Origin of the sequence: Rhizobium sp. NLR16a (genome assembly GCF_017948245.1) — a bacterium.
GTDB lineage: Bacteria > Pseudomonadota > Alphaproteobacteria > Rhizobiales > Rhizobiaceae > Rhizobium.
Genome location: NZ_CP072866.1, coordinates 133,017 through 148,213 on the forward strand (window position 1 = coordinate 133,017; position 15,197 = coordinate 148,213).

Genomic DNA, 15,197 nt, shown 5'->3' on the forward strand with positions numbered 1-15,197 from the left:
TGTAAATCTTCAACTAAGTTAGTTGACATTTATCACTAAGCCGTGTTTTCTCCTTTTCGACACGAGCGCGGGGCTCGCGCCGGTAACAGGGAAACGGACATGTTCGGACTGCGCTTCATCAAGACGGAACCCACACAATACGTCATTCAATATCAGAACGGCAAAGCCGTGCGCGAGGGTGCCGGCCTTGCCTTCTGGCATTTTTCGCCTTCGAGTTCCCTCGTGCTGGTGCCGACGGCGAGCGTCAACGATCCTTTCATTTTTCCCCTGGTGACATCGGACTTCCAGGAAGTGACGGTGCAGGGCCAGATCACCTACCGTATTGCCGAGCCGCGGCGTACGGCGGCACTTTTGAATTTCACGCTCGACCGCAAGGGCCACTATGTTTCGGAAGATCCGCAGAAGCTTTCGACCCGCGTGATCGACCGCGTCCAGGTGGCGATGCGAGCCGAGGTTCAGACGCTGTCGCTGAAGGAGGTTCTTGCTTCGGGCGAGGCGCTCGTCGCCGGCGTGGCGGATGCGCTCAAGGTGCATCCGACGGTCGAAGCGCTCGGCCTCGAAATCCTCGGCCTGTCGCTGCTCGCCGTCATGCCGAAGCCTGAAACCGCCAAGGCGCTGGAAGCGCATGCCCGCGAAGCGCTGCTGCGCCAGGCCGACGAAGCCATCTATAGCAGGCGCAACGCCGCGATCGAGCAGGAGCGGACGATCAAGGAAAACGAGATCGCCACCGAGATCACCCTGGAGAACAAGAGGCGCCAAGTGCGCGAGGCCCAGATGGAGGCCGAACGCGCCGTGCAGGAGCGGCAGCTGCAGATCCGCCGGGAAGAAATGGCCGGCAAGATCGCGCTCGAAGAGCAGAACCGCGACCTGGTGACGCTGGCCGCGACCAATGCGCGGGCCGAGGCCGACGCCCAGGCCTATGCGCTGACGGCGATGATGAAATCCTTCGAGCAAGCTGATCCGAAAGTGCTGCAGGCGCTCGCCTCGGTCCGCATGCAGCCGGGCCAGCTCATGGCGCTCGCCTTCCGCGACCTTGCCGACAATGCCACGAAGATCGGCCAGCTGAATGTCTCGCCCGATCTTCTCAGGGAGATCTTGCAGCCGCAGGAGGGCAAGGACCGTGCCGGCCTCTGACGAACGCAAGATCATCCTGGTCGTCAGGCCGACCCGGCTCGACGAACTCATCGCCCGCTACAACACGGTGCAGCAGGCGCAGTTCTATGTCGAACATCTCGGCGCCGACTTCAGCGACTATCTCGCCGAGAAGAAGCGCTACGAAACTGCTATATCAGAGGTGGAAGCAAGCCTGCGCGCCGTCGCCCGCGTCCAGCGTCTCGACCGCCGCTACCTCGCGAGCTTCGTCTTCGGCCCCGACGATGTCGTCGTCGTGCTCGGCCAGGACGGCCTCGTCGCCAACACGCTCAAATATCTCGACGGCCAGCCGGTCCTCGGCGTCAACCCCGATCCCAAGCGCTGGGACGGTCTGCTGCTGCCCTTCAACCCGAAGAGCCTTCCGAAAGTGATCGGCGAGGCGCTGAAAGACAAGCGGCCGATCAAACATGTCAGCATGGCCAAGGCTACGCTCAACACCGGCGCCGTCGTCCACGCGGTCAACGACCTCTTCATCGGCCCGAAAAGCCATGTCTCGGCGCGCTATATCCTGCAGGCCGAAGAGCGCGAAGAACGCCAGTCCTCGAGCGGCATCATTGTCTCGACCGGCATGGGCTCGACCGGCTGGCTGAAGAGCCTCTATTCCGGCTGGCTCGGAGCCGCGAGCGCACTCGGCCTCGAACCCGCCGACCGAGAGATCGACATGTCCTTCGCTTGGGATGCGGACTATCTGCGCTACTTCGTGCGCGAACCCTTCCCGAGCCGCACCACCGGCACCACCATCGTCGCCGGTCTCGTCTCTAAGGACCAGCTGCTCACCATCGTCTCCGAGATGCCGGAACACGGCGTGATTTTCAGCGACGGCATCGAGGCGGATTTTCTGGAGTTCAACGCCGGAACGCGGGCGGAGGTGACGCTGGCCGAGCGACAGGGGATGCTGGTGGTATGAGGGACGGGCTTGCGCTCCGAACGATCCGGGGGGCGAGCTATCTGGCATATGCAGATATTTTGTCGGAGGCTGGGTTCCAACCCGTCGTCTGCGCGATACTCAAGACATGATTGTGAATGGCCGCTGCGCTCGCTTCCGCCGTCTTTGAGGTGACATCCAAAGTCAGCGTGAACGGGTGCTGAGGGTCGAGGACCTGGGCTCGTCTGCTTCTCTCTCTGGCAACCTGCACGTCAATCGACTTCAACCGCTCGCGACGCGCCGGTGTGGCAACGCGCCGCGCCAACTCTTCCTCGTCGCAGAGCAATCTCACAGGCACCAGCAGCGCTTCGCGTTGTTGCGCCGCGCCGGCAATCTGCTGAAAGGTGCGATTGCTACGCTCATCACCTTCTATGCCGGCATGTGTGAAAATGAAATTCGCCGTGGGAGGGCCATAGGCGACGATCGCATCCAGGACGACTTGCCGGACCCTTCCGGTATATTCCCATATTCCATTCGGGAGGGGCGTCGCTCCATCGTCATCGAGCAGCCGCAGTATCGGGTTGTTGAACCAATGATTATCAATGACCTTCGCATCCAGCAGCGGGCTTAACTCTCTCGCAATCGTCAGCTTTCCGACGCCAGGAAAGCCCAAGAGGAGAATGAATACGCTCATAGCGACGTTAGCTCCACTAACTCTCGAGCCCGGCATAGTGGGACAATAGTCAGCCCGCGCGGTTTTACGAACCATCGGCGCAACATTTGCGCCCCTGATGCCGAAAGCGTCGAGGCGCTGTTGGCGGCCACAGTGCCTTGTCGATAGAAATAAGGTATTGTTTTCGTTTGGATGGATTCTGTTGCGGAAACAATATCGCCATTCGCTTCCGTCACTTGTCGTGGGTGTCGATAATGAGCGATGCTGGATTGCCCGTTACAAGTGCGAAGATGATGCTTGAATTGTTCCTTTCGCCATCAGCTAGCGTGGCGCCCATAGCTGACGCGACTGCGCGTGGGTGCTTCTTCCGCTCTGTCCTGGAAGCGCCTCGACCGCGTCTCCGGGTTGATTTGTTCACCTGCCGGACTATTCGTTACCGGCCGCGGCCGCTAGCGAAGCCAGTCCGCGTTGCGCATGCTTCATCCCATCCGGCAGTTGAAACCAATCATGTCTCGATTCCTCGTAGACGGAAACCAGGGGCGGCGGAAATGCCGGGTCTGCGAAGGCACCGACGGCGACGACGCAGAGTTCCGGGTTGAAATCGCCTTCCCAGTAGAGAGACGTGCCGCAGTTCGGGCAGAAATGAAATCGAACCTTGCGCCCCTGCGCGGCGTCACGCTCGAAGACCTTCCGCTCTCCTTCGACCGTTACCTCTGTCTTCGTGAAGATCGCACCGCTGCTCGCCACGGCGCCGGTTCTGCGCTGGCAATCGCGACAGTGGCAGACGCTCACCATGAGCGGATCGCCTGATGTCTTTGCGCGGAGTGACCCGCAATGGCATTGCGCAAGTCTATTCATCTGTCACCTCGGTTGTTCCTGTTGATCTCGTTCGGTGTTTCTGGTGAGAAGAGTTGGAAGATATCGCACCGGCACTCGAGATGCGTCTGAAGAGCATGGGTGCACCTTGCGCCGGGTAACGACAAGGATGAGGCTCTCTTGGGGGCGGCGTGCCGTGTGGCACCCCCTCTGTCCTGCCGGCCACCTCCCCCACAAGGGTGGAGATTGGCAGGTGGTCTGAACGTCGCTCCCTCTCAGGCGGCAGCGACAATCACACTACTTTAGTTGTTTGGGGAAGCCGTCACGCCCAGCCGATCTCCACCATTTGGGGAGATGGCCGGCAGGCCAGAGGGGTGCCCCACGGCATGCCCATCCACTCTCATCCCGAAATGCGCACCCCGTCGCACGACCCCACTATACAGCAACGGCAACGTACAAAGGCGGTGGAGGATGTCGCGGCTTGGAGGTATCGGCATGGCTGGAATGTCCGTTGGCGAGCGCCGCAGCCGACGAGAGGGGTTGGAAAAACGCGCCCGAGGGCCTCAAAGGACGCGGCGAGTGTTCGGTGTCAAAGTGAAAGAAGCCCGGCGCGGGAGAGAGGGCGCCGGGCTTCGATAGTGACCGACAGCATGGGAGGAGGAGTGCTGTCTATCGGGCCGAAGCAGCTAGGAGGGGCAGCGCTTCGGCTCGTCACGAGGTAGTGCCGCAATGCGGCGAATTCAAGCCAAGGGCTGAGTCAATATCGTGCAGATGATGTTGCAGGCACGGCGCCGTGTCGGGCTTGGGCACGGCGTTGTCCGCGGACAACGTGCCGAGGTGCCTGCCTAGATTCAATAGCACCGCACGAACGAGGCTCGCCATGTGGCCTGGGATCATCAGCCGATTAGACGAGCCTATCCGCTTCGGCTCGCGAGTTGCTAATCTCAATTTGCGTCGCTCCGGCGGCTTCGAGAATTGCAGGATCTCCCAAAAGGCGTTGGGAGGAGCGGTGCCGAAATCGATGTTGGTGCAGTCTGGCTGAAGCAGCATCGAATGGATCGCGGCGGATACGTCCGCGGCCGGGGCATGCCGTTCATCCCCGCAATCACAATCGAAACCATCTGGAGAGATGGTCATACGGCAGTTGTTCAAGGTTATGCCGGATCAAGACACCGTCCCCCATCAAGTGCTCGATCAGGAAAGACGAATTGCCGAATGTGGCTCTGACGGCGTCAAAGGACATGGCTTGCTCTCCTCGCTCAGCTGCAACTTTATCTCGGTTACTCCCTGAACACAGTTCGCCAGGTGTTTTTGAGTGAAGTTGCGAAATTGAGCGCGTATGCGAGAGACGAGGGCAGCAAGATCCATGCAGCGAAACTGCCGGAATGCCGGCTTGATGGCAAGTGTGTCCTTTATCTGAAACAGAGCCTTTGCTCGCCATCGGCATGACCCGGCACGATCCAGCTGATCTCGAAGCGATCGCTCCGTTGTCCGCGGGCAACGGCCGACTGGGCGACTATCCCAATTGGTGAGGCAATGGGCAGTTGGCGCGGGCGACTTGCCTCACTGTCGATCCCATATCCTGAGCAAGAAGCGTCCGCAGGTTAAGGTCTCAGCCTGGAAGCCCATCCGAACCTGCTGCCGGGTTGAAGGGCGAGTGGAGTTTCTCGACGACCATGTTCACCAAGGTCGAAGCGTAATCGGCAGGCTCGGCCAGGGACATTGGATCGTCATATGCTGAACCCATCCATCAGGTTCTCGCCTGCGAATATCGCCGCTCTGAAGAAGGCTCTGCGGGGCCAGTATCCTCACATCAAGTCGTCGCACCTCGATGAGGCGATCGCCGCATCGTTCGGGTTCAAATCCTATGCCGCCATGCATCCGGCGCTGTATCAGCTCGTCGCCTATGCCGGGCTGGTCGTCGAGAGCGTTCATCTGCTGCTTCTGCTTCGTTTGGAGGAGCTTGGTATCGAAACATCGCCCCGGAGCGGTTGCGTCGTCTCGTCTGGAATATCGAATTTCCCGATGACCGGTACGACAGCAAAACCGGACATGTTGTCCAGCGCGCAGGAGGCCGACGGCGGCCAATGCGGGGTAGCTCGCGCATCGATCACCAAGCCGCCGACCGTCCGTTGGGCGGCAGAGACGTCGTTGGCGGCCTTGGCGCCTTGCTTCCCTCATGTCGTTATCTCGGAACGGCTGCACATTTCCGGGCGATACGCATTGGAGGCGGCCAAGGGGTCGCCGGGGAAATTGTCGGATGCTTCAATGACTGGCGTCCAAAGCAAGCACTGTGAAGCCAATCTTTTCCCGGGATAAAGGTCGCGGCTATTGCTGCCGGTTGCCGCTGGCGCTATTGTTTATGGGGCATTGTCGTGCAGCGTCTCTACGCTGCGGATTGCCGGTCGCAGCTGCCTGGCAGGCGCCGGATTTAAACGGTGGCAGGCGGAATTCAGGTCTGCGGCGTGTCAATTCGCCGTCCCAAGGTCTTAAAATCGCCGCTACTGGGCGCGCGCGAAATCATCCGTACCGCACTAACGAAACTAAACTCGCGATTCGCTTCCGTAGTGGAGCGCGGTTCCAATAAGATCAGTGGCTTGTAGGTCGCGAGGCTGGCGCCGGATCTTCGCTCAAGCGCGCCATTGGCCGCCGCGATCCCCCTCCCCCGCCCCGGGTTTCCGCAGGAAAGCATCAGCTTGCATCCTTTAGCGGCACCCGGCGTTATCCCCGAAGCAAATCGGAGGATAGGGTAATGGCTGATGGGCTCCACCTCAAGAGATATCCGCTCGCTGCGGCGATGATGGTGGCTGCGGTCGGGGCGTTCGTGCTGGTTCAGACAAGGCAGCGCGGTTCGCTCACCCCGCCTGCGGCCGCCGGCTGGTCGGGTGATGATCATGGGCGCAGCGCGGCGACGCCGGAGGCTATTCCGATGAGCGGTCTTCGCGATGTGTTCTGGCGCCTCTTCCATGAGGTCCTTGACGACCGGGTCACCCTCATTGCCGCGGGCGTCACCTTCTATCTGCTCCTGGCCCTGTTTCCTGCTCTGGCGGCCTTGGTCTCGCTGTACGGCCTGATCGCCGATCCCGTCACCATCTCCGAACATCTGCGCGAACTGGCTGTCCTCCTGCCGCCCGGCGCCTTCGATCTGCTTGCCGATCAGATCAAGGCGCTGGTCGAAAACCGCGAGAGCACGCTCGGCATAACCTTTTTCGTCGGTCTCGGTATTGCGCTCTGGAGCACCCATAGTGGCACGCTGGCGATCTTCGACGCGATGAACGTCGCCTATGAGGAGAGGGAGAAACGCAGCCTCGTGCGGCTGAACCTGATCGGCCTCTGCTTCACGCTATGCGCGATGCTCTTCGCCGTCATCATGGTGGTGCTCGTCGGTGTAATGCCGGTCGTGCTCTCCTATCTCTGGCTCGATCAGTTCAAGGAGCAGATGGCGCTTCTCCTGAGATGGCCGCTGCTTCTCTCCGTCGTCGCCGTGGCCGTGACACTGGTCTATCGCTTCGGTCCGAGCCGCGAACCGGCGAGAATACGGTGGATGACCTGGGGCGCAGCCTTGACCGCCGCGGCCTGGGCCGCCATGTCGCTCGGCTTCTCCTTCTATCTCGAGCATTTCGCCAATTACAACGCGACCTACGGCACCCTCGGCGCACTGATCGGGTTCCTCATCTGGATCTGGCTTTCCGTCGTCATTCTCATCGTCGGCGCGGAGCTCAATGCCGAGCTGGAGCATCAGACGGCGCGGGACACGACGACGGGCCACCCGTTGCCGATGGGCGCGCGCGGCGCCTATGTCGCCGATACCCTGGGCGAGATCGTGAGCTGAGCGTCTGAGCATGAGGCGAAAAGCGTGAGCGGTTTTTCGGACATCATGCTCCCCTGTTAATAGAGCAGTCTCGATGACTGCTCCTCGAATTGATGTATCCTGTCCTTCGGCAGGTTCGACAGAGGAGACGATCATGACCGCCCCGCATCCTTCCAAAACCCATATCGGCAATCATGCGCTGCATCCCGAAACGCAGATGCTGAACTACGGCTACGATCCCGAGCTTTCGGAAGGGGCAGTCAAGCCGCCGGTGTTCCTGACCTCGACCTTCGTCTTCAACTCCGCCGAAGATGGCAGGGATTTCTTCGACTATGTCTCCGGCCGTCGCGAGCCGCCGGCAGGCAAGGGCGCCGGCCTCGTCTATTCGCGCTTCAATCATCCCAACAGCGAGATCGTCGAAGACAGGCTCGCCGTTTATGAGCGGACGGAAAGCGGCGCGCTATTTTCCTCGGGCATGGCGGCGATCGCCACCACGCTCTTCGCCTTCGTCCGGCCGGGCGATGCGATCCTGCATTCGCAGCCGCTCTATGGCGGCACGGAAACCTTGCTGGCGAAGACCTTCCTCAATTTCGGGGTCGCCGCGGTTGGCTTTGCCGATGGCGTCAGCGAGGCCTCGGTGCAGAAGGCGGCGGATGAGGCGGTCGGCAAGGGTCGCGTGTCCGTGATCCTGATCGAGACGCCGGCCAATCCGACAAACAGCCTCGTCGACGTCGCGATGATCCGGCGCGTGGCTGATGCGATCGGCGCAAGGCAGGGGCATGTGCCGGTCGTCGTCTGCGACAACACGCTGCTCGGGCCGGTCTTCCAGCGGCCGATCGAGCATGGCGCCGATATCTCTCTCTATTCGCTGACCAAATATGTCGGCGGCCATTCTGATCTGATTGCCGGCGCCGTCCTCGGGCGGAAGGCTGTCATCAAGCAGGTCAAGGCGCTGCGCGGGGCGATCGGCACGCAGCTCGATCCGCATTCCTGCTGGATGCTCGGCCGATCGCTGGAAACGCTGCAACTGCGCATGGAGCGGGCGAACAGCAATGCGCGCGCCGTCGCCGATTTCCTGCGTGATCACCCGAAGGTCGAGAAGGTCCACTATCTCCCCTACCACGATACAGACTCGCCTGCGGGCCGCACCTTCGCCGCCCAGTGCACCGGCGCCGGCTCGACCTTCTCCTTCGATATCCGCGGCGGCCAGCCGGCCTCTTTCAAATTCCTGAACGCGCTGCAGGTCTTCAAGCTCGCCGTCAGCCTCGGCGGCACCGAGTCGCTCGCGAGCCACCCCGCCGCCATGACGCATTCCGGCGTGCCCGCCGATGTCAGGGAGCGCATCGGCGTGCTGGATTCGACAATCCGGCTGTCGATCGGCATCGAGCATCCGGACGATCTGATCGCCGATCTGGAATTGGCGCTGCAGGCTGTTTGACACGGCGGCGCAACCGATGCCCGGCGGCGCCGGGCATCGGTTGCGCGTTATTTGTCGTCGGTCGTCAGTTCCGTCTCGTCGGTGTTGAGCACGAACACCGCAAGCAGGCGCGCCGGCTTTGTCTTGCTGGCGTTCTTGCTGACGGCGTGGTGATCGCCGGGAAATTCGGGAAAGCTCTCGCCGGCCTTGTAGGTCTTCTCCGGCCCGTCATTCACCTTGCTGGTGATCGCCCCTTCGAGAACGGTGGCGTATATGAAGGCCGACTTCGGGTGCGTATGGCCGGGCGACTGGCCCCCTGGCTCATATTCCACCAGCACGGCCTTCATGCTCTTGCCGGGAACATTGGGCAGCTTCTGCTCAAAGACGACGGTCACCTTGGCTTTGCCGCCAGCGGCGTCAGCCTGAGTGCCGGCGGCAAGGACAAGCGCAATGGCCGCGGCCGAGATGATTTTCCTGAGCATGTCTGGTCTCCTCCGATGATGGGAATAGCTCGACAGGTGACGCTTCGCCGTCAGGCGCTCTTCTTCTGAAGCAACTGTTGGCTCAGCCAGTCGTCGAAGCGGATCTTGCCGAGCCGGGCATTCGGACCGGTGACGAGCGAAGTGTCGTCGAGTTCGACGCCGAAATAGCGGGCGTGCGGATCCGTCATCACCTGCCGCGGATCGTGCGTCGCCTTGAAGAGACGCGTCACGATATCGGTCAGGCGGATCTTCTCGGGCCCGCCGATCTCGATCGTGCCGTTGACCGGTGCAGCGAGCGCCACCTCCGCCATGACGTCGGCGACATCGTCCGAGGCGATCGGCTGCAGATAGGCCGGCGACAGATGCACGGTCTGGCCGACCGTGTTCGACTGGGCGATGCCGGCCATGAACTCATGAAACTGGGTGGAGTGGACGATGGTGTAGGGAATGCCGGAGCCCTTGATCAGCTGCTCCTGGGCCATCTTGGCGCGCATGTAACCGCTGCCCTGCAGCCGCTCCATGCCGACGATCGACAGCGCGATGTGATGCTTCACGCCGGCCGCAGCCCCCGCCTTCAGCAGGTTACGGCCCGAGGTCTGGAAGAATTCGAGCACGGCCTTGTCTTCGAAGGAAGGCGAGTTGGCGAGATCGAGCACCACCTGCGCCCCGGCAAGCGCTTCGGCGACGCCCTTGCCGGTGATCGTGTCGACGCCCGAATTCGGCGAGGCCGCCAAAACGTCATGTCCTTTCTTGCGCAATCTTTCCACGGTCTTCGAGCCGATGAGGCCAGTGCCGCCGATAACGACGATTTTCATGGTAATCTCCCTGGTCCTTTACGAGGAATGTCCTCTGTTGATTTTAAGATGAGCTGCAAACTGCCTCTTCAGTAGGGCAGGCGACTTGATCGGCATGAGAACAATCGCCGAGCGGATTCCCGGCGCGGCCGACCACAGCCGACGGCAGGAGAATGCGCCGGATCGGGGGCTCGAACCATTCTCTCTCGGTCGCTGCCGTCCTATGCCAAGGCAGTAGCGCACCTCACCTGTGGTCGAGGTGTCCCGTCGGAACAGACAAGGCTGGTTTCATCCGGTATCGGCCGGACGTGCCGTCGGTGCAGATAACCGAAACTGAGGAATGTCATCACGATCGCGCAAGCCGCCTTCGATTCCGTCGCGACGGAGACGAAGGCGCTCAAGCGCTGGGTTCGTACCAGGGGTCGGAGAGGCACTTTGCAATCGTTGATGAAGGGCGCCGTCGTCAGGACGCCCGGGCGGTGTCCCAATCCGGCGGCCCGCGAAATTCGATACCGTAGCGTCCCGCAAGCTGCAGCAACCGATCCATGTGTTCCGGTAGGCGCGGAGCCTGCACAGCGGCCTCGATGAAGAATTCTTCCAGCCCGCCCGGTGTCAGGACGGTGAGGTTGCGTCCCGGAGACGCGCTCGCCACCCGAAAAGTATGCGGCACGCCTCGTGGCAGGAAGATTGATCTGCTCGCGGCAACCGGGATGATCGCGCCGTTCAGCCAGAATTCATAGGCGCCCTCGATGACGTGGATCACCTCATCCTCATTGTGATGGATGTGGACGGGCGGCCCCCCGCCCGCCGGCACGGTGCTTTCGAAAACTCCGACAATTCCGCCGCTCTCAATCCTTCCCACATTGATGGTGTAGGCGGTGCCCAGCCAGGTTATGGTCCGACTGATGCGCCCAGCGACGTTCATCGCAATTTCCTTCCAAGGTTGAATGGAATAGAGTTTTATACTGCTGTCCAAAACTATCGCCGGAAGCGGCAGCGCGGAAATTGAATGATCGTATAAGGGATATTGAGCCCGTGAATTTCTCAGCCCTCGATCTCAATCTATTGCGTGTATTCGACGCCATGATGGCGGAGCTCTCGACGGTGCGAGCTGGCGAGCGTGTCGGCTTGTCCCAGCCGGCCGTGAGTTCGGCGTTGGGCAGACTGCGCGCCCTCTTGGACGACGAATTGTTCGTCCGGGAAGGCAATCAGATGATGCCGACAGCGCGGGCGCTTGAGCTGCGTGAACCGATAAGACAAGCATTGGCCGGCATGGAAGAGGCGTTGGCGACGAATGCTGCATTCGACCCTGCCACGTCTACCCGATCCTTCATGTTGATCGGATCGGACTATTTTTCCTCGCTGTTGATGCCGCCCCTCGCTGCGCGCGTCGCCAAAGCGGCGCCGTCCACCACCCTGCAGATGATCGATCATGCTTCATCCGAAGTCTTCGAGATGTTGCGTGACGGCCGAGCTGACATTGTTATTGATCGATCGCTCGAACCGCCTGAATGGGTTGTCAGCCGCAAGATGTTCCAATCATGGTTGGTATGCATTGCGAAGCGAGGACATCCGCTCCTTGCCAATCATGGCATTTGTCCAGGAGAAGTCATACCGGCGGACGTATTCTGCGCTGTTCCCCACGTTCTGCGTTCCGCCGATGGCAGCAAGACGGGGACGATTGATCCCGCCCTTGCACGCCTGGGCCTTGCTAGGCGTGTCATGGTCACGGTACCGCATTTCCAGGCGGTCGCTCTTGCCGTCGAAGCGAGCGAAATGCTGGGGAGCATTCCGGTTCATTTCGCTCGCATGTTGACCGGCCGGCTGATGCTTGATGTGTTCATGCCTCCGGTGGATTCGCCGAAAATGGACGTGACCATGTATTGGCTTCGTCGTTTCGATCGCGATCCCGGCAGTGTGTGGCTCCGGGATCAGATCGCGCAGGCCCTCGCCGCGCCGGCGCCGCCTTGGTTTCCGATATGACCGAGCCAGATCAGAAGAGGATCGAAGCCGGCAGCGCACCTGCCTGAATGGCTGTCTTCTCAGAATAGCCTGACCGCCTCGAACAGCGCCGTCAGTCCTATGCCGCCGCCGATGCCGATCATGGCGAGACCGGTCGCGCCGAGCGACCAGTCATTCCCGCGCACCAGCTGACTATATAGCCGGCTAACAAGAATCGCGCCAGAGGCTCCGAACGGATGGCCGAGCGCCAGGGCGCCGCCATCCTTGTTGACCGCGTCGGCTGATATATCCAGCTGATCGAGTGAAGCCAGGACCTGCGCGGCGAAAGCCTCGTTGAATTCGATCGCATCGATCGTGGAAAGCGAGAAGCCGGGCTGGCGCTGCAGAAGCTTATCCGTCGAGGCGACCGGGCCGATGCCGAGCAGGTTAGGGTCGACGCCGGCGGCGGCGCTGTCGATGAAGGCGAGGCCTTTTTCGATGCCCATGCTTTTCGCCATGCCGCGGTTCATGACGAGCACCAGGCAGGCGCCGTCATTCAGCGGGCAGGCATTGCCTGCCGTCACCGAACCGTCGGCCAGGAAGACGGGCCGGAGTTTTGCCAGTGCTTCAATCGACGTCGTGGGTCGCGGGCATTCGTCCCGTTCCACCAGTCCGTGGCCGGTGGCGATCTCTACGATCTCGGGCCGGAAGCGGCCCGCTTCGGCGGCTGCGACGGCGAGCCTGTGGCTGCGAAGGGCGAATTCATCCTGCCGCTGGCGCGATATGCCGAATTGGCGCGCGACGTTTTCGGCGGCAATGCCCATTTCGGGATCACCGATCGCCTCGGGGGAGAAGCGTGCGCGGCCGTAAAAGCGCGGCAGGGCGCCATTGGCTTTCGGTCGTTCGACGCGCCATGGCGCGGTGCTGACGCTTTCGACGCCCCCGGCAAGGAAACACGAACCGGCCTTCGCCTGGATCAGCCGGGCGGCCAGGATGATCGCTTCCAGACCGGAACCACATTGCCGGTCGATGGCGACACCGGGAACCTCCATGGGCAGGCCTGCGTTGAGCGCCGCCAGTCGGCCGATATTGCCGCCGCCGCCGGTGGCATTGCCGACCAGCACGTCGTCGATGGCGTCGGGCGCAACGCCCGTTTCTGCAAGGATGCGGCGGATGATGGGCGCAGCCAAGTCTTCGGCTGCAACCGTCGAAAGCGAGCCGAAGGCCCGGCCGATCGGCGTGCGGTAGGCGGCGACCACGACCGGCTGCCAATCCTCGTCAGGCTGATAGGCGTAGGACAAGACCATCTCCCGAAATCACCGATGCCTCTACCTGCCCGCGCGCGATCTTGCCGCTGCTCGTCATCGGCCAAGAGCCGATATGGTAGAACTGCTTGGGGACCTTGAACCTTGCAAGCCTGCCTGCGCAATGCTCGGCAAGCATTTTCGCATCCGTCGCCTCGCCCGAGACGATGGCGACGATCCTTTGGCCGTAATAGGCATCCGGCAACCCGAAGACGACGGCATCTTCGACGCCGGGGCAGGTTTTGAGCGCGCTCTCGACTTCGGCGGGATAGACGTTGTTGCCGCCCGATATCATCATGCCGCCCGCCCGGCCGATCACCCGCAGCATGCCGTTTTCATCGATCTCGCCGAGATCGCCGACGGTAGCACCCGCCGGCGTGACCCGGAACGCCTGGCCGTCGTCGCCCCAGAGATAGCCGTCGGCGATCAGGTCGCTGTTGACGAAGATGGTGCCGGGCACATCGGCGCCGACATCGTTTTCCCCAGAGTCGCGGATGGAAATTTCGACGCCGGGATAGGCTCGTCCGACCCGGTCGATCGGAAAATCGGGTACGCCGCCGGCAAGTGTCGAGACCGTTATGAAACCGATTTCGGAGGCGCCGTAATATTCCCGGATGCGCGCCTTCGGAAAGAGGCGGCGCATGGATTCGACCTCGTTGAGATTGAGCTTGGCGCCGGCCGTCAGTACGTCACGCAAGGACGCCATCGGCTCACCCGCCCATGCCCGGGCGATGCCCGCTATATGGGTGGGCACGGCGACCAGACGTTCGATCCCGGAAGACAGAATCTGCGCGACCGCGCCGGCATCCCATTTCCCCACCGAATGGAAGGTCGCTCCGGCATCGAGCGCCTCGACCAGGGCATAAAGCGCGAGCCCGTGCGCGAGCGCTCCCGGGCACAGGGTCGAGGGCGCGTCCTGGAGTTCGAAAACGATCCGTCCCCGGTCGAGGCTCCGGCGCCACTGTTCGCGCGAGCGGTAGTAGGCCTTCGGCTCGGCTGTCGTACCCGAGGTAAAACCGATCAGGAAGATGCCGTCGGCATCGGCCGGAGGGTCGTCTCCCATCGATGTGAGATCGAAGGGTTCGGCTCCGGCGACGATGACGGGAATGGCGAGCCTGCGGCCGATCTCGGCGCTCGGGCTCGCAGCGTCGTCGACGACGAGCACGTCGGGCGCCAAGCGCTCGACGATACGCTCGATTCTGGCTTCCGGCATCATCGGATCGATGACGGCGCAGGCATTCGCCAGCGCGGTGGAGGCAGCGAAATACTCGGCAAAGCCGATGTGATTGCCGAGGCTGACCGCTACAAGCTTCTCGACGCCGGGCAGATCGAATGAACGGCCGTTCGAGCGCGGAAGCGCTTGGATGAACCGGTAGATCGCGCCGGCGCGGCCATAGAGTTCGCCATAGCTCAAGGCGCGGCCGTCGATCACGACCGCCGCCTTCTCCGGTTTCTCCGTGGCGTGTCGAAGAAGCGCTCTATGGATCGGCATGGTCAGCCCTGCGACAAGGCGGCCCTGGTGGCCTCGGGGATCGGCGTCGGGCGGCTGTCGGAAAGGCCGACGCAGACCCAGACGAGTCCGCCCGAGGCGCAATGGGCGCCATCGCGCTGGCGATAGAGCTCGATCGTAAAGGAGAGGCTCGACCGCCCGATCTTCTCGACCCTGACCTTCGCCTCGACGACGTCGTCGACGTCGATTGGGCTGTGAAAGGTGATCTCCGCCTTCTTGACGTGATAGGCCACGCCCGAGGTGGTGTGGCGGAAGTGGGTGAGGATCTCGCGGTGGCGCAGGAATTCGACGACCGCATCCTCGCAATAGTCGAGATAAACCGAGTTGTGGACATGACCATAAATGTCGATGTCTCGCATCGAGACCCGGAACGATGCTAAAGGCCTGTCGTCAACGCTCATTCGATCACCGAAATTTCGACGGCGTGTTCTA

Annotated in this window: 15 protein-coding genes; 6 read left to right on the forward strand and 9 right to left on the reverse strand. The window is 61.9% G+C overall.

Features of this window, described 5'->3' with window-relative positions:
* Nucleotides 1-99 precede the first annotated feature (99 nt).
* Nucleotides 100-1,134 carry an SPFH domain-containing protein gene (locus tag J7U39_RS20350; RefSeq protein ID WP_210632061.1) on the forward strand — a complete coding sequence of 345 codons (1,035 nt, stop codon included), beginning with the start codon at nucleotides 100-102 and terminating at the stop codon, nucleotides 1,132-1,134.
* Nucleotides 1,121-2,059 (forward strand): sugar kinase, encoded by a 939-nt coding sequence (locus J7U39_RS20355; RefSeq protein ID WP_210632062.1) that lies wholly within the window; start codon nucleotides 1,121-1,123, stop codon nucleotides 2,057-2,059. The genes J7U39_RS20350 and J7U39_RS20355 overlap by 14 nt, the downstream gene beginning before the upstream one ends.
* A gap of 37 nt (nucleotides 2,060-2,096) precedes the next feature.
* On the opposite strand, the gene J7U39_RS20360 is transcribed toward J7U39_RS20355, so the two are convergent.
* The 3 genes from J7U39_RS20360 to J7U39_RS20370 all read right to left on the reverse strand — a co-directional run bounded on the left by J7U39_RS20360 (nucleotide 2,097) and on the right by J7U39_RS20370 (nucleotide 4,643).
* Nucleotides 2,097-2,711 carry an AAA family ATPase gene (locus J7U39_RS20360; protein ID WP_210632063.1) on the reverse strand — a complete coding sequence of 205 codons (615 nt, stop codon included), beginning with the start codon at nucleotides 2,709-2,711 and terminating at the stop codon, nucleotides 2,097-2,099.
* 405 nt (nucleotides 2,712-3,116) lie between these two features.
* Entirely contained in the window at nucleotides 3,117-3,548 is a 432-nt protein-coding gene (locus J7U39_RS20365; RefSeq protein ID WP_210632064.1) for a GFA family protein, read from the reverse strand.
* A 669-nt stretch (nucleotides 3,549-4,217) separates the two neighbouring features.
* Complete coding sequence (locus tag J7U39_RS20370; protein ID WP_210632065.1) at nucleotides 4,218-4,643, reverse strand: hypothetical protein; 426 nt, start codon at nucleotides 4,641-4,643, stop codon at nucleotides 4,218-4,220.
* A 597-nt stretch (nucleotides 4,644-5,240) separates the two neighbouring features.
* Between J7U39_RS20370 and J7U39_RS31845 the strand changes: the two genes are divergently transcribed.
* The 3 genes from J7U39_RS31845 to J7U39_RS20385 all read left to right on the forward strand — a co-directional run bounded on the left by J7U39_RS31845 (nucleotide 5,241) and on the right by J7U39_RS20385 (nucleotide 8,755).
* Nucleotides 5,241-5,825: a hypothetical protein gene (locus J7U39_RS31845; protein WP_247241776.1), complete on the forward strand. Its 585-nt coding sequence runs from the start codon at nucleotides 5,241-5,243 to the stop codon at nucleotides 5,823-5,825.
* Between the two features lie 433 nt (nucleotides 5,826-6,258).
* Complete coding sequence (locus J7U39_RS20380) at nucleotides 6,259-7,338, forward strand: YihY/virulence factor BrkB family protein (protein ID WP_210632066.1); 1,080 nt, start codon at nucleotides 6,259-6,261, stop codon at nucleotides 7,336-7,338.
* Between the two features lie 133 nt (nucleotides 7,339-7,471).
* Entirely contained in the window at nucleotides 7,472-8,755 is a 1,284-nt protein-coding gene (locus J7U39_RS20385; protein WP_210632067.1) for a cystathionine gamma-synthase family protein, read from the forward strand.
* A gap of 47 nt (nucleotides 8,756-8,802) precedes the next feature.
* Here J7U39_RS20385 and J7U39_RS20390 read toward each other — a convergent pair whose 3' ends face one another.
* The 3 genes from J7U39_RS20390 to J7U39_RS20400 form a co-directional block, all read right to left on the reverse strand.
* Complete coding sequence (locus tag J7U39_RS20390) at nucleotides 8,803-9,216, reverse strand: cupin domain-containing protein (RefSeq protein ID WP_210632068.1); 414 nt, start codon at nucleotides 9,214-9,216, stop codon at nucleotides 8,803-8,805.
* A gap of 50 nt (nucleotides 9,217-9,266) precedes the next feature.
* A complete protein-coding gene (locus J7U39_RS20395; protein ID WP_210632069.1) occupies nucleotides 9,267-10,031 on the reverse strand; it encodes an SDR family oxidoreductase in 765 nt (254 codons plus the stop codon).
* Between the two features lie 442 nt (nucleotides 10,032-10,473).
* On the reverse strand, nucleotides 10,474-10,935 hold the full coding sequence (locus J7U39_RS20400; RefSeq protein WP_210632070.1) for a cupin domain-containing protein: 462 nt from the start codon (nucleotides 10,933-10,935) through the stop codon (nucleotides 10,474-10,476).
* A gap of 110 nt (nucleotides 10,936-11,045) precedes the next feature.
* Here J7U39_RS20400 and J7U39_RS20405 point away from each other — a divergent pair, with 110 nt between their 5' ends.
* Entirely contained in the window at nucleotides 11,046-11,993 is a 948-nt protein-coding gene (locus tag J7U39_RS20405) for a LysR family transcriptional regulator (RefSeq protein ID WP_210632071.1), read from the forward strand.
* A gap of 59 nt (nucleotides 11,994-12,052) precedes the next feature.
* Here the strand turns inward: J7U39_RS20405 and J7U39_RS20410 are convergent, their stop codons facing one another.
* From J7U39_RS20410 to J7U39_RS20420, 3 genes are read right to left on the reverse strand one after another with little or no spacing between them, the layout of a single operon-like run.
* A complete protein-coding gene (locus J7U39_RS20410) occupies nucleotides 12,053-13,252 on the reverse strand; it encodes a thiolase family protein (RefSeq protein ID WP_210632072.1) in 1,200 nt (399 codons plus the stop codon).
* Nucleotides 13,230-14,747 carry an AMP-binding protein gene (locus tag J7U39_RS20415; protein WP_210632073.1) on the reverse strand — a complete coding sequence of 506 codons (1,518 nt, stop codon included), beginning with the start codon at nucleotides 14,745-14,747 and terminating at the stop codon, nucleotides 13,230-13,232. The genes J7U39_RS20410 and J7U39_RS20415 overlap by 23 nt, the downstream gene beginning before the upstream one ends.
* A 2-nt stretch (nucleotides 14,748-14,749) precedes the next feature.
* Entirely contained in the window at nucleotides 14,750-15,166 is a 417-nt protein-coding gene (locus tag J7U39_RS20420) for a thioesterase family protein (protein WP_210632074.1), read from the reverse strand.
* Nucleotides 15,167-15,197: the final 31 nt, after the last annotated feature.

Excerpts from the sequence above, each read along its gene's own strand:
- J7U39_RS31845 (WP_247241776.1), top strand. The coding sequence starts at position 5,241 with ATGCTGAACCCATCCATCAGGTTCTCGCCTGCGAATATCGCCGCTCTG.
- J7U39_RS20380 (WP_210632066.1), top strand. The coding sequence starts at position 6,259 with ATGGCTGATGGGCTCCACCTCAAGAGATATCCGCTCGCTGCGGCGATG.
- J7U39_RS20385 (WP_210632067.1), top strand. The coding sequence starts at position 7,472 with ATGACCGCCCCGCATCCTTCCAAAACCCATATCGGCAATCATGCGCTG.
- J7U39_RS20370 (WP_210632065.1), bottom strand. The coding sequence starts at position 4,643 with ATGACCATCTCTCCAGATGGTTTCGATTGTGATTGCGGGGATGAACGG.
- J7U39_RS20395 (WP_210632069.1), bottom strand. The coding sequence starts at position 10,031 with ATGAAAATCGTCGTTATCGGCGGCACTGGCCTCATCGGCTCGAAGACC.
- J7U39_RS20415 (WP_210632073.1), bottom strand. The coding sequence starts at position 14,747 with ATGCCGATCCATAGAGCGCTTCTTCGACACGCCACGGAGAAACCGGAG.
- J7U39_RS20350 (WP_210632061.1), top strand. The coding sequence starts at position 100 with ATGTTCGGACTGCGCTTCATCAAGACGGAACCCACACAATACGTCATT.
- J7U39_RS20420 (WP_210632074.1), bottom strand. The coding sequence starts at position 15,166 with ATGAGCGTTGACGACAGGCCTTTAGCATCGTTCCGGGTCTCGATGCGA.
- J7U39_RS20390 (WP_210632068.1), bottom strand. The coding sequence starts at position 9,216 with ATGCTCAGGAAAATCATCTCGGCCGCGGCCATTGCGCTTGTCCTTGCC.
- J7U39_RS20360 (WP_210632063.1), bottom strand. The coding sequence starts at position 2,711 with ATGAGCGTATTCATTCTCCTCTTGGGCTTTCCTGGCGTCGGAAAGCTG.
- J7U39_RS20400 (WP_210632070.1), bottom strand. The coding sequence starts at position 10,935 with ATGAACGTCGCTGGGCGCATCAGTCGGACCATAACCTGGCTGGGCACC.
- J7U39_RS20365 (WP_210632064.1), bottom strand. The coding sequence starts at position 3,548 with ATGAATAGACTTGCGCAATGCCATTGCGGGTCACTCCGCGCAAAGACA.